Below are 18023 nucleotides of genomic sequence, written 5' to 3'. Positions count from 1 at the left end.
GGTTGAAAAAGCTGGCACCCACGGTACGAAGGAGCACGGTTTTTGCCATGCTCCTTTTTCTGACGGCATCCGTTTCTCTTGATGCCTACATCGCCCAGAAGAGACTGCAGCGGCTGCGGGCCAGATACGGCCCCTTCGTCGCGGCACGTTTCAAATATCTCGACGAACTGGTCGAGTCTCTCAGGCATGCCGATACCCGCCGTAAACTGGAGGAGACCAATGACTTCTGGAACGGCGTGCGCTACGGAAGCGACCTGCGGGTCTGGGGAAAAAAGGACTACTGGGCGACCCCTTCCGAATTTCTGCTCAAGGATCGCGGCGACTGCGAAGACTATGTGATCGCCAAATACTTCACCCTGAAAGATTTGGGAATCGATCCAAAAAAACTCTATTTCGTCTATGTCCGCGTGCGTAACAGGAAGATACCCCACATGGTGCTCGCCTACTACGAAACACCGGAGGCCGAACCTCTGATTCTTGACAGTATCAACTACAGAATCTTCCCCGCATCCAAAAGAAAAGATATCATTCCCGTATACACTTTCAACGGAGAGCTGCTGGAACGCTACAGCAATCACTCCCGCAACGGCCTCAAGGAGAAAAACAGGAAAGTGAAGCGCAAATGGGAAGACCTGATGCAGCGAATGAAAAGGAACGAACCATGACACTCTTCAGACAGATAACGGCAGTTTTTACACTCTTCTTTCTCACGATGCTGGCGATCGTTCTGGCGATCAGCTTCAGCGATTCGAGGGATTATATAGAGAATGAACTCTATACGAAAGCGCAGAATACCGCCTCCACTCTTGCCGTGACGATGTCCCAGGCGGAAGGGGATGTGACGAAGATGTCCGTCATGGCCGATGCGGTATTCGATACGGGCTACTACCGAACCATCCTGTTGAAAGATCTTGGCGGCGCCACACTTTTCAAGAAGTCCAGGGAGCCGCTTGTGGCCGTTCCGGCATGGTTCGCATCGATGGTGCATTTGAAAATCGAAAGAGCCCGTGCACAGGTATCTGAGGGCTGGAAACCGCTTGGAATACTGGAGGTCGTATCGGATCCGACCGAGTCGCTCGCCTATCTCTACTCGCTTTTTAAAAAGATCGTTCTCGTTTTTCTTCTCTCCGCGCTGCTGGGCTGGTTCATCATCATGGCGTTGCTCAAAATGATCCTCAGACCCATACAGAAAATGAAGCAGCAGGCCGAAGGTGTGCTGCAAAACCGTTTTATCCTCAATGAGGATCTTCCCCGCACGGAGGAGCTCAAACGGATGTCCCTCGCGATGAACGCTTTGGTGAAGCGGATGGAAGAGATGCACCAGAAACTGATAGCCCTCACGAGCAGAAATCGCGAACTGGAGTATGGCGACGCTCTTACAGGCCTTTGCAACCGTCGATACTTTGTGGTGCGCTACGAAGAGTACACCGGATCAAAAGACAATCGCTCCGCGGGGATGGCCGTGGCACTTCGCCTCTGCGGCACGATGGAAGCCAACAAGGTGATCGGTTACGACCGGGTCAATCTCCTTTTCAAATCGGTGGCCCAAAAGGTGCACGGAGTCTTCGGAACGGACGAAGATATGGTGGCATGCCGCATTTCCGGCATGGAGATCGCGCTTCTGGTGCCTTCGCTGCCGATGGAAGAGGCCGAAGAGATGATCAACCGGCTGCTAAAGAGTGCCAGAGAAGAGATCGACAAAGCCGACGCTGTCCGGGAAACACTCTATGTCGCGGCCGCCCTCGTACCCTACGCGCCGCAGAAACCGCTGGAAAAACTCTTCGCTTCCATCGACCTCGCTCTCAACGATGCGATGAGCCAAAACCGCGACGCCCTCAAAAAACTGACCTACGAAGACGGCCTGCCCACGAGAAAATCGCAGTGGCGAAAGCTTATCGTGGAGGCGATGGAGAAGGGAACCCTCGAACCGGTACTGACCAACATTTTCTCGGAAAACGGCGTAGACATTTCGGCCGAGCTGATTTTCGACCTGACCACCGGCAGCGGAGAAAGGATACCCTACCGCATCTACGCGCCCATGCTCACGCAGCTTGATCTCTTTTCCCGCTACGCCGAATATGCATTCGAATATCTCATCTCACAGCCGACGTTTTCGTGCAGCCGCATTTCGATGGAGCTTCCCATCCGTTACCTGGATACGACCCACGAATTCGAAAAGATGCTCGAATACATCAAGCGACTCAAAGCGATGCATCGCGGTTTCGTTGTCGAAATCGGTCAGAACGACCTGATCAGAAAAAACTTCTCGGCGATCGAAGCGATCGTCGAAGAGTTGCATCGTCAAGCCATTCCCATCGCGATCGCCCGATTCAACGCGGATACCCAGATGCTTGAGCTGCTTCACAAAGTACGGCCGATCTATGTCAAACTCCATATCGGCCAGTTCCTCGACATGAGCGATACACTCAGAGATTCCCTGACGCTCCTGCTTGGAAGCATCGGTACGAAACTGCTGATCAGCGGGGCGGAATCTTCCGAAGATCTCGAAAAACTGAGTGAACTCGGTGCCGATTACTTTATTATCTGACGGTACGCGGTGCGCGACGCGTACCGTCGGTCATGATTTCAAAATGGCCAAATGTCGGTCATTAAGGATATGGGTCAAATGTCGATTCCAAACCAGGTCCGCACCGTGTAGCCGATGCCGAACGAGACAAGCGCGACACCGAAAGTGATGAGAGACATCTCTTTGAGCCGTTTCCAGAACGGCTGGTCGCGGGCGACAGAGATGTAGAAGTTGTAGAGCACGATGGCGGCGACGGCTGCAGCAAACATCAAAAGCAGTGCCGGCAGAGTGGTTTCGAAAAGGAAAAAGGGGCCCACCAGAAGAATCGTGGTAAAAATGTAGGCGATACCGGTGTAAAGAGCGTAGACCGCTGGATCGATACCCTCCGCGGGACTCTCCTTCGACTCCAGATAGGCCGACCCCGCCATCGAGAGCGAAGCGGCGATGCCCATGATGAGCCCGGTGATACCAACAAGGGCACTTTTGTCGAACGCCAGGGCGATGCCGCTGAGCGTGCCCGTCAGCTCCACCAGCGCATCGTTCATACCCAGTACGATGGCACCGGCATAAAGAAGTTTCCTGTCGCTGAGCATATCGATGAGCAGCTTTTCGTGATGGGACTCCTGCTCGTAGATGGTTTTCGCTTCGGGATAGATATCGAAAAGTTCTCGGTAGAACTCTTCGGCACCCTCTTCGCGCCGCTCCAGCAGTTTCAGAGCGAAGGAGGTTCCCAGATATCTGGCCATCAGGGCGTAGAGTACGACGATCCAGCGACGGGCTTTACGCTCTTTGCGGGTGATTTTTTTCCAGAATTCGTAATGGCGCTTCTCTTCGGCGGCGATATCTTTCAGGATCTTTTTGTTTTTTTGATCCTTTTCGATACGGGAGAGTGCCGTATAGATGAGGTAGTCATCGATTTCGTTCTGCTGCTGCCTGAGGGCTTTGTTCATCTGCGGTCTCGGACGCACGGTAAAACCTTTTTAAATCATTTAATTGTTATGATACATCAAAACCAGTCTCGGAGAATGATAGCATGAAAAAAGTATTGATCATCGACAACGGCAACGCAGCCCGTTCGATCATGGCGCAGGCGCTTGTCAACCGGTATCTGGGCCGTCCGTGTGATGTGCACGCCGAGAGTGCCGGTCTGGCGCCGAAAGGAAGCATCGATCACGAAACGTTGCAGGTGCTGGCCGAGGACGGCATCGAAACGGAGCATCTGTGGTCCAAAAGTGTCGACGATCTGAAGGAGACCGATTACGACCTGGTCGTCACGGTCTGTGACAATGTAAAAGAGGTCTGCCCCACGTTTCCGGGAGCGAAAAAGGAGATCCATATCGGCTTCGACGATCCCAGCGGCAAACCCTTCGAAGCCTACGAACGGGAACTGCACCAGATGAAAAATCTGCTGATTCCGAGGATTCGCGAAGAACTCTGCGAGGAATGAGGATGCTGTGGTGAAGGATTTTCTTACCTTCAAAACCTTTGTCACGCCGGATGTATTGATCTTTTTCTACTATCTTGGAGCCGTCGTGGTGCCGGCGGCGCTGTGGCTTTTTCGCCAATATCTGGTTGAAAGAGTTCCATTCTGTCGAAAATCGGATGAGATGGCGAAGCGGCTTTTCGCCGCATCGAAGCCGATCCGAAAAACGGTGGTGATTCTCCTGGTACTCGGGCTCTTTCTCATGACCGAACTGATGTGGCGAATAATGTTTGAAACGATGATCGGCTACTTTCAAATGCACGATGATCTGCATCGGCTGGTCGAACAGATGAAAAAGTGATAACATGAAGAAGGTTCGCAAAGGAGGAAACATTGCATTATCCGGAGTATGAACCCGAAACGCTGGCGCGCCATTACGCGATGCAGAGGCGCCAGTGGATGATGTGTCCGGGCGAAGGGCCGATCGTTGCGGCTTCGATCCACGACGGCCACGACCTCACCCACGAAGTGGCGGAACGGCTTACCCTTGATGAAGCGCTTCGGCTTCGGGAGGAGGATCCCTGCACCTACCGTATGACTTCGGTCGCCGACAACCGCATCACGGTCTCCGTCTCCCGGTTCGTCGTCGATTTCAACCGTCCAAGAGAGAAAGCGATCTACCGCACGCCCGAAGATGCCTGGGGGCTCGATCTGTGGAAAAGTCCGCCGACAGCCGGGATGGTCGATCACGCTCTTAGCCTTTACGACGCCTTTTACGACGAGCTTCGCGGCTATCTTCAGGAGATCGAATCGCGGTACGGTTTTTTTGTCGTGCTCGATCTTCACAGTTACAATCACAAACGCGGCGGGCCCGATGCGCCGCCGGAAGATCCGAAAGCCAACCCCGACATCAACGTAGGAACCGCGACGCTGCTCGATCGCCGACCGTGGCAGCGGCTGATTGACCGATTTATTGACGATCTTCGGAAATTCGACTATTTCGGACAGAGACTGGATGTGCGGGAAAATGTCAAGTTCCAGGGCGGATACATGGCGGAATGGATCCACAGAAACTTCAAAGACTCCGCCTGCGTCCTTTCCGTGGAATTCAAAAAAATTTTCATGGACGAGTGGAAAGGGACCGTCGAGCTTATGCTGACAGAAAGGCTTCATACGATGATCAAATCCGCCATGCCGGGTATCGAAAACTCATTGCTGCAGATGGGAGCCAGGCTTTGAAAGCCGATCGGATGATCATGGAAGATTTTGTTGGGAAGGTGACCGAAAGCCTCAAAGCCAACCGGGCGGTTCGCGAAAAAATACCCGGCGGCGGGCGGATCCATATCGACCGGCAGCTTCCGTTCCTGTGCCTTTATAGAAAACCGTTTGGAAGAGAGGATGTGGGAACCGACAGACTGGTGCAGAGCGAAGCCTCCTACATCACCGCGCTGGGAGGTCAGGATGTCTCGATGCTGATCGAAGCGGTCGCCTCGACGATGGCGGATGTTTTCGGCACTTTTTTGATACTCGAACTCTGGTCGCTTCCGTTTGATGAACTATCTTTCGAGGATATCGAAAGCAGGCATCGCCCCAGGTTCCGTATTGTTGCCAAAGAACCGGAAGTGCTTCTCTCAAGCATCGAGACCCTCCAGTCCGGGTTGAAAAAAGTGTCGGTGCACCGGCTGAAAGCCGAGGTGGAAATCGTGCGGAACGACACCGTGGCACCTCCCGGACTGCCACAGGTGCTTGCGGAAGCGAAGCGGCAGCGGCACCGAATCCATATCGTCGGGCTCGGGGTATTGCCCATCTATCACGACGAAACGGGCAGCGAGCTTTTCCCACTCGAATTGTACGCCCTTCGAAGAGATTTGGGTACCGCTTTCAAAAAAACGTTTTTCCGGTTCGCCGCCGACATGACCCGTATCTGTCCCACCCATTACGCGATGATGGGACGCCGCCTCGTGACCAAAGCGGTATGGAGGGTCGACAGCGCGCTGGCGAGTATCGAGGATGCGTTCGATTTTCTTCTGCAGATAACACCGGTCAATACCGAAGCCGCATGGCGAGAGTTCAAGGCGAACGGTTTCAGAGGGACACCCCGTTTTCTCTACCGGCCGAGACCCTTTTGTATCGGCCACATGAAGCGGGCTCTTTTCGACATTCCCATCGACAGAATCGAAGATCCGACCCTCTTTGAGCTCTTCGGCGAAAAAGTTTCGGAACTCGACCGCAAACTGACACTGCTCTTTGACCGCGATACGGAGAATTTTCTTTATGAAAGCATTCCCGTCTACGGGAAGGTGGAGGAGGGACTGCTCGAAACGGCCCGGCGAACGCTCGAACTTCTTCCCCATGACAAGAGAAATGTCGAAGCCGACGCACAGGAGGATGCGGTCGATGCGGAGACATTCGCCGATTACGCGAGAAAGGAGATCGACTATTACAGGGCCTTCTGTCCGCAGATGGCCTCGCGTGTAGAGATACGCGACGACATCGTTGCCGGTGCGATGGTCTCCGGCGGAAATTTTCTGATCGCCCGGTCGGCACACTTTCCCAAACACCGGATCGAAGCGCTGCTGCATCATGAGATCGGAACCCACATCCTCACCTATACCAATGGTCTGTCGCAGCCTTTCAAACAGCTCCATACGGGCCTCAGCGGTTACGACGAGATGCAGGAGGGGATCGCCGTGCTATCCGAATATCTTTGCGGCGGCATAAGCAAGGCGCGCCTGCGGGTGCTGGCGGCCCGTGTGATCGCGGTGCATCTGCTCTGCGAGGGAAAAAGTTTCGAAGAGACATTCAAAACGCTGTATGAAGAGTACGATTTCGGCGCAAAGAGCGCCTTTACCGTCACGACACGGGTTTACCGTGGGGGAGGCCTGAGCAAAGATGCGATCTATCTGCGGGGCCTCATCGGGATTTTCGACTATCTGCACAAAGAGGGGCCTCTTGAACCGCTCTTTGTCGGAAAGATCGCGGCAGAACACATTCCTCTGATCGAAGAGCTGCAGTATCGAAACATTTTGAAAAAACCTCCTCTTTGGCCGCGCTGGCTCGAAGAGCCGGAAGCGAAAAGGCGGCTGAAAGAGATACGGGAGAAAAAACTGACGCTTCTTGATCTGATTGAAAAAGGATACCTATGAGACTGGGGTTTGTCATCAACGAACTGCTGAACGAAGCGCTGCCGAGCTCGACAATCCAGCTGGCGCTGACCGCCACGAGGATGGGACACGAGGTGTGGCTGATGGGTGTCGGCGATTTCGTCTATAACCGTGATGAACTGGTGCACGCCTATGCCAGAAGCGCCGACGGTAGAAAGTACGCGGACCAGAAGGAGTATTACGCGGCGATCTGCTCGCAGAACGCGCGAGAGGAGAGAATCACCGTAGACGACCTCGACATCCTGATGCTCAGAAACGACCCGGCCCAGGATATTCACTCTTCGTGGGCCCAGCACGCCGCGATCGTTTTCGGCCGGACCGCCATGCGCCACGGTGTTGTCGTACTCAACGACCCCGACGGTCTCAGCCGGGCGATCAACAAAATGTATTTTCAGCATTTCCCTTCCGAAGTGCGGGTCGAAAAGGTGATTACACGAACATTCTCCGAAATCGAACGTTTTTATGAAAAACACGAAAGATGCATCATCCTCAAACCGCTGATGGGGTCGGCGGGACACAATGTCTTTTTCGTCCAGCCGACGGATGCGGCGAACCTTCACCAGATGGCTGCCGCAATCTTCCGCGACGGCTATGCGATCGCGGAAGCTTTCATACCCGAAGCGGTCCATGGCGATGTCCGGTTTTTTCTGATGAATGCCGAACCCCTGCAGTCGAAGGGAAAATACTGCGCCTTCCGCCGTGTTCCGGGCCAAGGAGACATCCGCTCCAACATCCATGCCGGCGGCCATGCGGAAGCGGTCGAAGTGACCGACGGGATGCTTCGCATCGCAGAGATTGTCCGGCCGAAACTCGTCCAGGACGGCATGTTTCTTGTCGGACTCGATATTGTCGGAGACAAACTGCTCGAAATCAATGTCTTCAGCCCCGGCGGACTGCACCATTCCCATCTTTTCAAAGATGTCGATTTCTGTGAGACGGTGATCGAGGCGCTCGAGAAGAAGGTGCTCTATATGCGGTACTACCGGCGCAATTTCGACAACATCGAAATGAACACTTTATGACGCTGGCTGATCTGCAGACAAAACAGAAGGCGATCGTCAAAAAAGTGGGGCAACTGGGCGAACTCAGGGCACGTCTGATGGAACTGGGAGTGTTTTGCGGCGAACCGATTCAGTTAGTGCGCCGATCCCCCTTCGGCGATCCTCTGGAGATCAAGGTGGCCGATACCCATCTGGCCATCCGCGAAGAGGATGCCGAAAAGATCGAAGTGGAGCCCATATCGCACGCTCACCGTACGAAAAGAGAAAAAATGAGATGATCTCGTTGGCATTCGTCGGCAATCCCAACACCGGCAAGACAGCCCTCATCAACGCCATCGCCGGCAGCGATCTTGAAGTGGGCAACTGGCCGGGTGTGACGGTCGAAAAGAAAGAGGCCCGTTTCCTCTACGAAAAAGAGGAGGTATCCCTGGTCGATCTCCCCGGCACCTATACGCTTAGCCCCTACAGCATGGAAGAGAAGATTACCAGGGACACGCTGGCTTTAGGAAAGATCGACGGCATCATCGATGTGATCGACACGACCAATCTCTCACGCAATCTCTATCTGACGCTGGAGCTGGTAGATATGCAAAAACCGATGGTGCTCGCCCTGAACATGTTCGACGATTTCACACGTCGGGGATACGCTCTGGATATCGGAAAACTCGAAAAGATACTGGGAGTCGATGCCGTGGCGACCATCGCTTCCAAAGGCGTGGGCGCAAAAAGAGTGATCGCTTCGGCGGTGAAGGCTGTGAAAGAGAAAAGGGTGCCGCGTATCCAGCCCTATCAGGAGCATATCGAAAAGGAGATCGCCTTTCTGCAGAAGAGATTGGCCCAATATCCCGACGTTCCCTATCCGCCGCGTCTTTTTTCGATCAAATTGATCGAGGGGGATGAGTTCGCGATTCAACGGGCAAAAAGAGCGGGAGCCGGCGATATTCTCGATTTCGCGAAGGAGGCGAGGGGACGGCTGGAGCGGCATATGAAGCTGCCGATAAAAACGATTGTCACCCGGGCGCGCTACGAGGTGATCGACCGCATACTCGACGAAGTTTTGACGAAGCCGATGGTTGACAAGGTGGTTCTGAGCGAACGGATCGACAATATCGTGCTGAACAGATATGCGGCCATCCCTGTTTTTCTCCTCACCATGTATCTGATGTTCAAATTCACGTTTGACGGAAGTGCGCCGCTGGTGGAGTGGATGGGCGGTTTTTTCGACGGATATGTCGGAAAATATCTGCGTTTCTGGATGGAGGGATTCGCGCCGCCCTGGGCCGTGTCGCTGGTGACAGAGGGTCTTGTCGGGGGTGTGGGTCTGGTGCTCTCCTTTCTGCCGCTGCTCTTTTTTCTCTATTTTTTCATGGCGCTTCTGGAAGAGAGCGGGTACATGGCGCGGGTCAGTTTTCTGCTCGACAAACTCGCCTCGAAACTGGGCATCAAGGGAAACGCGTTCATCTCTTTGATCGTGGGGTTCGGATGCAACGTGCCGGCTGTCTATTCGACACGGGCACTCACGAGCCGCCGGGAGAGAATCGTCACGATGCTGATGATTCCCCTGATGAGCTGCAGCGCAAGGCTGCCGATCTACGCCCTTTTTACCGCACTCTTTTTCGCTTCGCATCAGGCGCTCGTGATCATGTCGCTCTATGGATTGGGTGTCGCGCTGGCGCTTCTGATCGCCTTTATCGCCGACAAGCTGCTTCCCGTGAGCGGGGAGAAACCTTTTTTGCTGGAGCTTCCGACCTACCATATGCCCACCATGCGCGCCGTTTGGGCACTGATGAAACCGAAACTCGCGGATTTCATCGTTCGGGCCGGCACGCTTATCGTCGCAGCTTCGATCGCACTGTGGGCCATCGTCAATCTTCCCTCGGGCACCGAGCCCCAAAACTCCTACCTCGCAAAGGCGGCCAAAAGCGTCACGCCGATTTTCAAACCCGCAGGTTTCGGCGATCATTGGGAACCGGTGGCGGCACTGATACCCGGCACCCTCGCCAAAGAGGTGGTGATAGGATCGCTCGGGACCATTTACGGGGTCGAGACGGCATCGCGAACCGACCGGCCTCAAAGATACGATTTTGTTTCAGATACATTCGAAGAGCTTCGCCGTCTGAAAAATGCGCTGATCGATGCTGCGCTCCATCTGGGCAACATTCGGATAGAAACCCTTCACACGGATGGGCAATCGACACCGCTGAAATCGAAACTGAAAGCGCACTTTCCGTCGCCGCTGAATGCCTACAGCTATATGGTATTCGTGCTTCTTTATATTCCCTGTGTCTCGACGATGGCGGCGATCAAACACGAATTCGGCTGGCGATGGCTGCTTTTTGAAGTGTTGTTTCTGCCGTTTCTTGCCTATGGTATCAGCGTCGCCATCTATCAGGCAGGCACGATTTTCACCTCTTGATCTTAATCAAGACAAAAATTGTCTTATTTAACTATCATTCCGGCCAAAAGGAGTGATAGTAATGAGAAACATTATCAGATTGTCGATTCTTTCCGTGGCCACACTGCTTCTGGCCGATCCGAAAGCGGGGGAAAAAGTCTATCAAGCCAACTGTTCCCAATGCCACAGCATTCACATGACAGGCGGAATGGGACGGGATTTCAACCTCGTCTCCTACACCCGGACAAAGAAGGAGATCATAGCTTACGCCGGCGATCCCGGCAGTATGTATCGACAATTCGGATACAGCGCCAATGCCATGCCCACATTGCCCCTCACACCCAAAGAAATCGAGGATGTCGCCGATTTCATCGATGCGCTGCAGCCTTTCAAAAAGTGGATGGCCACCCGGAAAGATTAAACCGTTTTCGTATAGACCGTGTGGGTGGGGAAAGCGAACTCCAGTCCCAACTCGTTGAAACGGTGCAGAATCTGCATGTTGATGTCGTTTTGCGTATCGAAAACGGGCTTGCCTTTTTGGATGTAGTAGATAAAACGGATGTTGAGTGCCGAGTCGAGAAATTCGGTGAAGGCGGTGACGATTCTATCCTCCACGTTGGGGTGGGATGCGGCGATATCTCTGAGGGTTTTCATCGCCAGTTCCATCTTTTCGGGCGTGGTGTCGTAGGTAAGTCCCAGGTCCATCGTTATCTTCCGGCTCGGTTCGCTGGTAACGTTGATGATGCTTTCGTTGGCGACGAACTGGTTGGGAATGGTCACCATACGCCCGTCGAGCGTCTGCAGGCGGGTACTTCGGATGCCCACTTCACGGACGAAACCGTCGTACCCCTTGACCTTGATGCGATCACCCACCACGAAAGGTTTGTCGACGAATATCGTGAAACTGCCGAAGAGGTTGGCGACCGTGTCTTTGGCGGCCAGAGCCAGTGCCAGACCGCCGATACCCAGACTCGCCAAGACCGCTTTGACGTCGTAGCCTGCATTGTCGAGAGCGACGATGATCGCAATGCTCCAGACGGAGAGTTTGATCCCTTTGCGGATGATCGGAAGCAGCTGGTCGTCGAGTTTCCCCTCGGTCTGGCGTACGTAGGGGACGAGGTAGGTTTCAATCGTGGCGTCCGACAACCGGGTGATGAGCCATGCTGCCGCGATGATGAAAAGGACATAGTAGGCTCTGGAGACGATCGTTTCCGCCATATCGCTTAGATGGAGGAAGTGGAGTGAGTACCAGATGCCGGTAATGACCAGTACGAAGACGATGGGCTCTTCGAGCATATCGACGAGAATGTCGTCGAATCGGTTTTGCGTTCTTTTTGTCACCTTTTTGAAGAAGTGGCCGATGAGCCAGTAGAGGGTCCTGGCGATGATGAAGGAGAGGATGATGCCTCCCGCCGCGATCGACCACTCCAGAATGGTGTTGCCGTAGAATGTCTTGTTCAAAAGTTCAAACACGATGCGACTCTTTGTGATGGATATTGTACCGATTCTGTGTCATAGCGCAATCATACCGTAAGAAAGAGAAACTTTTAATCAAATTGGTGTAAGATTACAGAAAAAAAGGATCATCATGGCCCATCACAAACATCATGAAAAACTGGAAAAACTCAAAGAGGCGATTCGCAAGTCCGACAAACTGAGCGAAGAGGAGAAAAACAATGCCATCGCCCATATCGAGGAGTGGTATGAGGAGGACAAAGCCTTTGGCAGTCTCATCGAAGAGCTGACACAGAAGTTCGCCGTTTTGGAGCCCATTTTCGCCGAGCTCGGTCTGATCTGAAATGATCGTTTAAATCCTCTCTAATCCACTTCGTACTACACTCTTGGAAAACAGATTCCGTTTTCCAGGAGTTTCGATGAAACACACCTATCTCAAATCCCAGCCCGATGAAAAAGGGTATTTCGGCAAGTTTGGCGGTGCTTTTCTTCCACCTCAGCTGGTCGAAGAGTTCGAACGTATAACCGAAGCGTATATGAAGCTTCGAAAATCCCACGAATTCCTTGCCGAACTGCGCCGTATCCGCAAACATTACCAGGGGCGTCCCACGCCGGTCTATCACGCCACACGCCTCAGCGACGCGGTGGGCGGGGCACAGATCTATTTCAAGCGCGAAGACCTGAACCATACCGGTGCCCACAAGCTCAACCACTGCATGGCCGAAGCGCTGCTTGCCAAAAGCATGGGGAAGCGCAAACTCATCGCCGAAACCGGGGCGGGGCAGCACGGCGTGGCGCTGGCGACGGCATGTGCCTTTTTCGGACTCGAATGCGAGATCCACATGGGCGAGGTCGATATCGAGAAAGAGCATCCCAACGTGGTCAGAATGAAGATACTCGGCGCAAAAGTGGTCCCAGCGACCCACGGTCTCAAAACCCTCAAAGAGGCGGTCGATTCGGCTTTCGAAGCCTACCTTTCACAGCTTGATACGGCGATGTACGCCATCGGTTCGGTTGTCGGTCCCCATCCGTTTCCTCTGATGGTGCGCGATTTTCAGAGCATCGTCGGCATCGAGGCGCGGGAACAGTATATGCAGATGACCGACGGAGAGCTGCCGGATCATGTGGTCGCCTGTGTCGGCGGCGGCTCCAACGCCATGGGGATCTTCAGCGGCTTCATCGACGATCCGGTGCAACTCTACGCCGTGGAGCCGCTGGGCAAAAGCACCCGGCTGGGTGACCATGCCGCGACGCTGGAATATGGCAAAGAGGGGGTGTTGCACGGCTTCAAATCGATCATGCTCCAGACGGAAGAGGGGGAACCGGCGCCGGTGCACTCCATCGCCAGCGGTCTCGACTACCCGGGCGTAGGGCCGGAGCAGGCCTATCTGCACGATATCGGACGGGTTCATGTTCGTGGCGCGACGGATGAAGAGACGGTGGAAGCGTTTTACGCTATCAGCCAGATGGAGGGGATCATTCCGGCACTCGAAAGCGCTCATGCCATCGCCTACGCGATGAAACTGGCCAAGGAGGTCCCCCACGATGCCATTTTGGTCAACCTCTCCGGCCGCGGCGACAAAGATATCGACTACGTCGTCGACAATTTCGGCGTAATCGACTGGGCTCCCTCCATGTTGGAATGATTGCACGACAAATCTAGAATAAATAAATTGTTGTAATAAAGATAGTGAAAGGAGTCTCTTGAGAACCAGAATGGCGGGATGGGCCTTGCTGTTGCTGTTGACAGGAAATGCGCTGCATGCCACGTCCCATTGCTACAAACAGCGCTCCAACTGTTTTGTTGTCGAGGATGGCAAAGAACGGGTGCAGATGTACAGCAAGCGGGACAAATTCGTCGAAGTGGCAAAAAAGCATGACCTCTCCAAGGCACGGATCGAGCGAATGATCAAGATAGGCGAGGGGCACGAGGAGGAAGAGCGGCATGAAGATTTGCGGGACGAAAGGGGGTATTATGGCGGTGTCTACTGGCCCCATCCCATCTACGCCTATCCGCCCTACTATTGGGACGATCACCCCCACCATGAACACCCTCACCATCCCGAGGAGAAGCCACCGCATCATCCGGGAGAAAAGCCGCCGCACAGGCCTGGGAAAAATCCGGTGACGATCCAGCCGACAGAGAATCCTTTTTTCAACCGTCCGCGCCCCGAGCGACCCTCCACGCAGCCCATCCAGCGGCCTTCGACGAAACCGGTGGCACGTCCGCAGAAACCGGCCGTTCGCCCAAGGCCTGTCCAAAGACCGCGTCCCGCCCCGCGGCCAAGACCCCGCCCCCGTCCTGTCCGCCGTGCCCGTTGACGGCGGACAACTCTTTTTTATCTCCTATCGGATATAATCGCGCCTAAAAAGGTGTTCCGATGTTTTTCACCCTGATCCATACAATCCATCTGCTCGCCGCTTTTGTCTACGGCGGTTTCCTTTTCACCGACATCCTTTTCATGCAGAAGATGCAAAAGTCCCTGTCCGCCGAGGAAGGGGCGGCCTGCCGCGAAGCGATCATGGTGCATGTGAGGAAAGTGGTCCCCTATGCTCTTTTCGTCGTCGTGGGAACGGGTATCGTCATGTTCCCCTATGTTTTCGGCAAGGTCGCTCCGGAGGGTCTGAGCCATCTGCAAATTGTTCTCTTGATCAAAGCCTTTTTGGGACTGTGGCTGGGAGTGAGGGGCTTCATGCAAAAGGTTTTCAAGATCAACCCCTGGGTTTTCAAAAGCCACTATTTCCCTTTCACACTGGTCGTCGTCATTATTGTTCTTTCCCAGATTATGTGGGTGGTCTGACACCCATCCACGGTATTTCCATGTATTGCTCTGCATTCACTGTTTCCGATGATTTTAATCGCATACAAACATCGTTTACGGTACTATATCAGCATAGAAATTACACTATCGGAGTAAATCATGACAACCATCAAATTCGTCGGTCCCAAACCTATCGTTACGGACAAAGGGGTTCGATTCGATACAGGTAAACCGGACAAATACATCTATCTTGGAGTGGCATTGCAGCTTGCTCAGGCATTCGATGTACCGGAAGGCACGCAGGATATTGTCTATCGGGCCAAAACCAGTGAGCTGAGCGAAACGCAGATTATGGATTTGATGCAGAAATACTGCAAAAATCTCGACGATTATGTCCAGTCACGAGAAGAGAAAGCCAAAGCGATGGTGGATGATCTGCGCACCCATATCAAGGAGGCGACAACCCTGACCGAAGAAGCGCGACAGGCATGGCTGAAAAATATCGACGCCATGTTCGACTACTACCTCCAATACGTCACGAACGAAGCCGCATACGAGTGCGTTTTGAACCGTATCGCGGACGAGATCCACAAAGCGAAGATCAAGGAGATCCGCGTACCTTTGTTGAACCATTTCGGCATGGTTCTTCATGAACTTTCGGAAATCCTGGAAAACCGTAAACCGCCGATCGATTCGGATTACCATGTAGAGCAGACTCCGGAGGGTCTTTTTGCCATCGTAAAACTTCGCCAACTTTGATAAAGAACAACTAAGTTCGAAAAGAGGGCGAATTTCGTTCGAATATCGGTATAATTTTACAAAATCAAACAAAAGGAGTTTCCATGAAGAAATGGATTACCGCTTTCACAATCGCTGCCGTTACCGCTTTTGCACTGCCCAACGATGAAGTTCAATTGGCGATGCTGTCCAAAATGGCACAAAAAAAGGCGATCGTACTCGCTACGATGAACCTGGAGGGCAAAAAGAAAGAGGCATTCGGCACACTTTACGACGAATTCCAGGAGAAGATTAACGATATTCTCGCCAAGCGCCTCAATATCATCGTGGAATATGCGAAAAATTACAAACAGCTTGATGATGCCAAGGCACAGAAACTTATCGACGAATGGTTCAAAACGGAAGAGGATGCCATCGCTTTGAAAAGAGCGTATGTCAAGAAGTTCAAGAAAATCATGAGTACGGCGGAAGTGATACGATTCCTCCAGGTTGAAAACCGATTCGAGATTCTTCGCCAGGCGGAAATTTCGGAACTCGTTCCCCTTGCCCAAGCTCCCCGAACTCTTCCTTCCAAATAGTCAACAAGACAGATTGCGTCATCCTGCCGACTTGCAAGCAGGATGAGGCAAAGAGTGTGTGAACGATGCGTTTTTGTTTAATCCCAAAAGGGATACCGTCGCGCTGCACGATGAGGGCATCGCCAATGGCGATGCGTAGGGACTAAAAACCGAAATCTTTCTTTTTCAAGTCACCATGGTAGACGATATCTTCGGCGCGTATGGAATCGTCGTTGAGCATTTCGGGGACGTTTGGACCGCCCATTTCGAGCTTGGAACGCTCCTTGTCGAGTTCGTCTTCGCTGTATGCCATCATCATGTCCGCTGCTATCACGTGGGGGACGGCCTGAATCTGTTTGACCTTCGCGATCTCCTCTTCGACGCCTTCTCCTTCGACGGTCACGATGATTTTTCCGATCGATTTGTCATGAAAATGATAATCGCAAAAATCCGAATTTTTTAGCGTTTCGACCACTTCGTCGACATGCTCCTGGCGTACCTGTACTACGATACTTGAAATATTCATGGAATCCTCCAGATTAAAATATGGTTGTCATCGCTAGAACTGATGAGTGTTTTGTCATCAATGAAAATGATATTGTTGAGTGTCGAGCTTGCCCCGACAAGTTTATATTTCATCTCTTTTGTTTGGTTGTCGTATAGAGCGATATCGTTGTCGATGTCTATCTGGAATGCGCTCATAGACGCATCGGCGTTCAATGCGCCGGCGTAGACGAAAAAGTCGGTCGGAAAAACGGTTTGCCTGTCGTTGTCAATATTGTAGAGCACCGCTTTTTTGTCCTTGCCGCAGGTGAGGACCCTGTTGTTTTTGTAATCGACCTTGAAGACGTTGTCTTTGTTGATGCCGCTGTATGTTTTGAGACGTTTCCCGCTCATGACATCGGTAATGAACAGATCGCCCGATTCGCAGCTGCTCGCCACTTTCGTATGATCTTCGTTCAGCTGATAGTCGGAAAATGTCGAGGGACTGATCTGCTCGCGATATAAAATCTTCTTTTTTGCGATATCGAAGAGAATCAGGTCGTTGCTCATTGTCGAAATCAGCAGATGGCCGCTGTCGACAAAGCGTACCTCGCGCATCTGTATGTGCGATTTTTCATCAAGCAATGTTTGACGATGACCCTTTGCGTCGTAGATATAAAGAACACGCGCCCCCTCTTCGGCCTGTACCTGAACGACAATCGCGCCCGTTTTCGGATCGACATCCACACCGAATACTTTAGGAAGCATCAGATCGCCCATGAAATCGTGGATTTTGGGATAAGAGATTTTATTGAGTAGCTTTCTGCTTTTCCAGTTGTATGTCTCCAGTGTGCCGGCATCAGTCGTGACATAGAGGAGATCTCCGACAACGATCGAATCGATGACATTGCCATCGACATCGATGGTCGAAGCCGGCTTGATGATGGAAGCTGCAAAGAGCAGCAGAGGTGCCAACACAAGCAGAAACAGCTTTTTCATCATGCTTCCTTTCTCCTTTTTGGGGGAATGAACAAAATGGCATCGGCCGGACAGACCGGACGACACCATCCGCAACCCGTGCAACGGTCCATATCGATTTCCGGCCGGAACAGTCCGAGAAACACGATGGCGTTTTCAAGACATGGATCTTTGCAGCTGCTGCAAAGTACCTGGTGCCACGCGACACATTTTAGAACATCGATTTCGACCGTCGTATCGACGAAGTTTAGCGTTTTGTCGCTTAAAACTCCGCTGTCACACGCGTCGGCGCAGGCGTCGCAAAAGGTGCACCCGTTTTTGGAAAAATCGAGTGTCGGGGTTCCCCTCTCGTCAATGACGATAATCTCCTCTTCACACACTCCGGCACACCGCTTGTCGGAGCAGTCTGGACACAGTTTGTAAAAAAGAGACGGATCGGTATTGTAGGGAGGCCGGACAACCGGTTTTTCGCGTTGTTTCTCTTTTTTTATCGCCGAGGAGAGGGAGGCGAAAAGCCCCCGTCTCTCTTCGTCGATCATC

21 protein-coding genes are annotated in these 18023 nt (G+C 52.8%); 16 read left to right on the top strand and 5 right to left on the bottom strand.

Translation table 11 applies throughout. The features are described from left to right. Positions 1-47 precede the first annotated feature (47 nt). Both JMG82_RS04290 and JMG82_RS04285 read left to right on the top strand, forming a co-directional pair. Positions 48-665: a transglutaminase-like cysteine peptidase gene (locus JMG82_RS04290; protein ID WP_201353693.1), complete on the top strand. Its 618-nt coding sequence runs from the start codon at positions 48-50 to the stop codon at positions 663-665. Continuing rightward, entirely contained in the window at positions 662-2548 is a 1887-nt protein-coding gene (locus JMG82_RS04285) for a bifunctional diguanylate cyclase/phosphodiesterase (RefSeq protein ID WP_201353692.1), read from the top strand. The genes JMG82_RS04290 and JMG82_RS04285 overlap by 4 nt, the downstream gene beginning before the upstream one ends. A gap of 74 nt (positions 2549-2622) precedes the next feature. Here JMG82_RS04285 and JMG82_RS04280 read toward each other — a convergent pair whose 3' ends face one another. After that, positions 2623-3495: a VIT1/CCC1 transporter family protein gene (locus tag JMG82_RS04280; protein ID WP_236579190.1), complete on the bottom strand. Its 873-nt coding sequence runs from the start codon at positions 3493-3495 to the stop codon at positions 2623-2625. A gap of 65 nt (positions 3496-3560) precedes the next feature. Here JMG82_RS04280 and JMG82_RS04275 point away from each other — a divergent pair, with 65 nt between their 5' ends. The 8 genes from JMG82_RS04275 to JMG82_RS04240 all read left to right on the top strand — a co-directional run bounded on the left by JMG82_RS04275 (position 3561) and on the right by JMG82_RS04240 (position 10931). After that, entirely contained in the window at positions 3561-3974 is a 414-nt protein-coding gene (locus JMG82_RS04275; protein ID WP_201353691.1) for an arsenate reductase ArsC, read from the top strand. Between the two features lie 10 nt (positions 3975-3984). Next, positions 3985-4311 carry a DUF4282 domain-containing protein gene (locus tag JMG82_RS04270; protein ID WP_201353690.1) on the top strand — a complete coding sequence of 109 codons (327 nt, stop codon included), beginning with the start codon at positions 3985-3987 and terminating at the stop codon, positions 4309-4311. 32 nt (positions 4312-4343) lie between these two features. Next, positions 4344-5189, top strand: a complete 846-nt coding sequence (locus JMG82_RS04265; RefSeq protein ID WP_201353689.1) for an N-formylglutamate amidohydrolase — start codon at positions 4344-4346, stop codon at positions 5187-5189. 17 nt (positions 5190-5206) lie between these two features. Then, on the top strand, positions 5207-7096 hold the full coding sequence (locus JMG82_RS04260) for a flavohemoglobin expression-modulating QEGLA motif protein (protein WP_201353688.1): 1890 nt from the start codon (positions 5207-5209) through the stop codon (positions 7094-7096). Next, positions 7093-8136 carry a glutathione synthetase gene (locus JMG82_RS04255; RefSeq protein ID WP_201353687.1) on the top strand — a complete coding sequence of 348 codons (1044 nt, stop codon included), beginning with the start codon at positions 7093-7095 and terminating at the stop codon, positions 8134-8136. Before JMG82_RS04260 ends, JMG82_RS04255 begins: the two co-directional genes overlap by 4 nt. Beyond that, positions 8133-8393, top strand: coding sequence for a FeoA family protein (locus JMG82_RS04250; RefSeq protein WP_201353686.1), 261 nt, complete (start codon positions 8133-8135; stop codon positions 8391-8393). Before JMG82_RS04255 ends, JMG82_RS04250 begins: the two co-directional genes overlap by 4 nt. Next, complete coding sequence (gene feoB, locus JMG82_RS04245; protein WP_201353685.1) at positions 8390-10531, top strand: ferrous iron transport protein B; 2142 nt, start codon at positions 8390-8392, stop codon at positions 10529-10531. Before JMG82_RS04250 ends, feoB begins: the two co-directional genes overlap by 4 nt. Before the next feature lie 61 nt (positions 10532-10592). After that, the gene (locus JMG82_RS04240) at positions 10593-10931 is read left to right on the top strand and encodes a c-type cytochrome (protein WP_201353684.1); all 339 of its coding nucleotides are present in this window, start codon (positions 10593-10595) and stop codon (positions 10929-10931) included. Here the strand turns inward: JMG82_RS04240 and JMG82_RS04235 are convergent. Continuing rightward, positions 10928-11983 (bottom strand): mechanosensitive ion channel family protein, encoded by a 1056-nt coding sequence (locus JMG82_RS04235; protein WP_201353683.1) that lies wholly within the window; start codon positions 11981-11983, stop codon positions 10928-10930. The genes JMG82_RS04240 and JMG82_RS04235 overlap by 4 nt on opposite strands. Before the next feature lie 115 nt (positions 11984-12098). Here JMG82_RS04235 and JMG82_RS04230 point away from each other — a divergent pair, with 115 nt between their 5' ends. From JMG82_RS04230 to JMG82_RS04205, 6 genes are all read left to right on the top strand, one after another. Continuing rightward, complete coding sequence (locus JMG82_RS04230; protein ID WP_201353682.1) at positions 12099-12308, top strand: hypothetical protein; 210 nt, start codon at positions 12099-12101, stop codon at positions 12306-12308. Positions 12309-12384: 76 nt separating this feature from the next. Continuing rightward, complete coding sequence (gene trpB, locus JMG82_RS04225) at positions 12385-13611, top strand: tryptophan synthase subunit beta (protein WP_201353681.1); 1227 nt, start codon at positions 12385-12387, stop codon at positions 13609-13611. 58 nt (positions 13612-13669) lie between these two features. Continuing rightward, entirely contained in the window at positions 13670-14287 is a 618-nt protein-coding gene (locus tag JMG82_RS04220; protein WP_201353680.1) for a hypothetical protein, read from the top strand. A gap of 59 nt (positions 14288-14346) precedes the next feature. Beyond that, positions 14347-14766: a hypothetical protein gene (locus tag JMG82_RS04215; protein WP_236579189.1), complete on the top strand. Its 420-nt coding sequence runs from the start codon at positions 14347-14349 to the stop codon at positions 14764-14766. Between the two features lie 120 nt (positions 14767-14886). Next, positions 14887-15486: a hypothetical protein gene (locus JMG82_RS04210; RefSeq protein WP_201353679.1), complete on the top strand. Its 600-nt coding sequence runs from the start codon at positions 14887-14889 to the stop codon at positions 15484-15486. A gap of 83 nt (positions 15487-15569) precedes the next feature. Then, the gene (locus JMG82_RS04205; RefSeq protein WP_201353678.1) at positions 15570-16043 is read left to right on the top strand and encodes a hypothetical protein; all 474 of its coding nucleotides are present in this window, start codon (positions 15570-15572) and stop codon (positions 16041-16043) included. Positions 16044-16185: 142 nt separating this feature from the next. Here JMG82_RS04205 and JMG82_RS04200 read toward each other — a convergent pair whose 3' ends face one another. The 3 genes from JMG82_RS04200 to JMG82_RS04190 are packed head-to-tail and all read right to left on the bottom strand — an operon-like array spanning position 16186 to position 18022. Beyond that, positions 16186-16548 carry a chaperone NapD gene (locus JMG82_RS04200; protein WP_201353677.1) on the bottom strand — a complete coding sequence of 121 codons (363 nt, stop codon included), beginning with the start codon at positions 16546-16548 and terminating at the stop codon, positions 16186-16188. Further along, complete coding sequence (locus tag JMG82_RS04195) at positions 16545-17504, bottom strand: WD40 repeat domain-containing protein (RefSeq protein ID WP_201353676.1); 960 nt, start codon at positions 17502-17504, stop codon at positions 16545-16547. Before JMG82_RS04195 ends, JMG82_RS04200 begins: the two co-directional genes overlap by 4 nt. Then, on the bottom strand, positions 17504-18022 hold the full coding sequence (locus tag JMG82_RS04190; RefSeq protein WP_201353675.1) for a ferredoxin-type protein NapF: 519 nt from the start codon (positions 18020-18022) through the stop codon (positions 17504-17506). The genes JMG82_RS04195 and JMG82_RS04190 overlap by 1 nt, the downstream gene beginning before the upstream one ends. Position 18023 lies beyond the last annotated feature (1 nt).

It is taken from the genome of Hydrogenimonas urashimensis (assembly GCF_016593255.1).
Taxonomy (GTDB): Bacteria; Campylobacterota; Campylobacteria; order Campylobacterales; family Hydrogenimonadaceae; genus Hydrogenimonas; species Hydrogenimonas urashimensis.
Note: the sequence above shows the minus strand (reverse complement) of the source record. Positions and strands in the feature narration are given on the sequence as shown.